The 261-nt window shown below is 62.8% G+C and carries 1 protein-coding gene; it reads left to right on the forward strand.

What is annotated here, in order from left to right; translation table 11 throughout:
- Nucleotides 1–15: 15 nt before the first annotated feature.
- The coding region (locus BZJ21_RS15875) for a PAAR domain-containing protein (RefSeq protein WP_077670269.1) at nt 16–261 on the forward strand (246 nt) is incomplete at its 3' end.

Here is a 261-nt window from a genome sequence, read left to right on the forward strand (position 1 = left end):
CGTTAAGGAGGCGCTATGCCAGGCGCAGCACGATTAGGGGATACCGCCGGTGGACATGGTTGTTTTCCGCCCACCGCAGTGACCAGCGCCAGCGCTGGGGTGATGATTAATGGCAAGCCGGCGGCAAGAGTGGGGGATACCGCCGCCCCACACGGTTGCCCCTGCCCGAAAACCCCACATGGCTCTCATGGTCGCCAGATTGCTGCGGGCGCATCTGGGGTACTGATTGATGGTAAACCTGCCGCCCGTATTGGCGATGCG

Origin of the sequence: Salinivibrio costicola subsp. alcaliphilus (assembly GCF_001996185.1) — a bacterium.
Classification (GTDB): Bacteria; Pseudomonadota; Gammaproteobacteria; order Enterobacterales; family Vibrionaceae; genus Salinivibrio; species Salinivibrio costicola.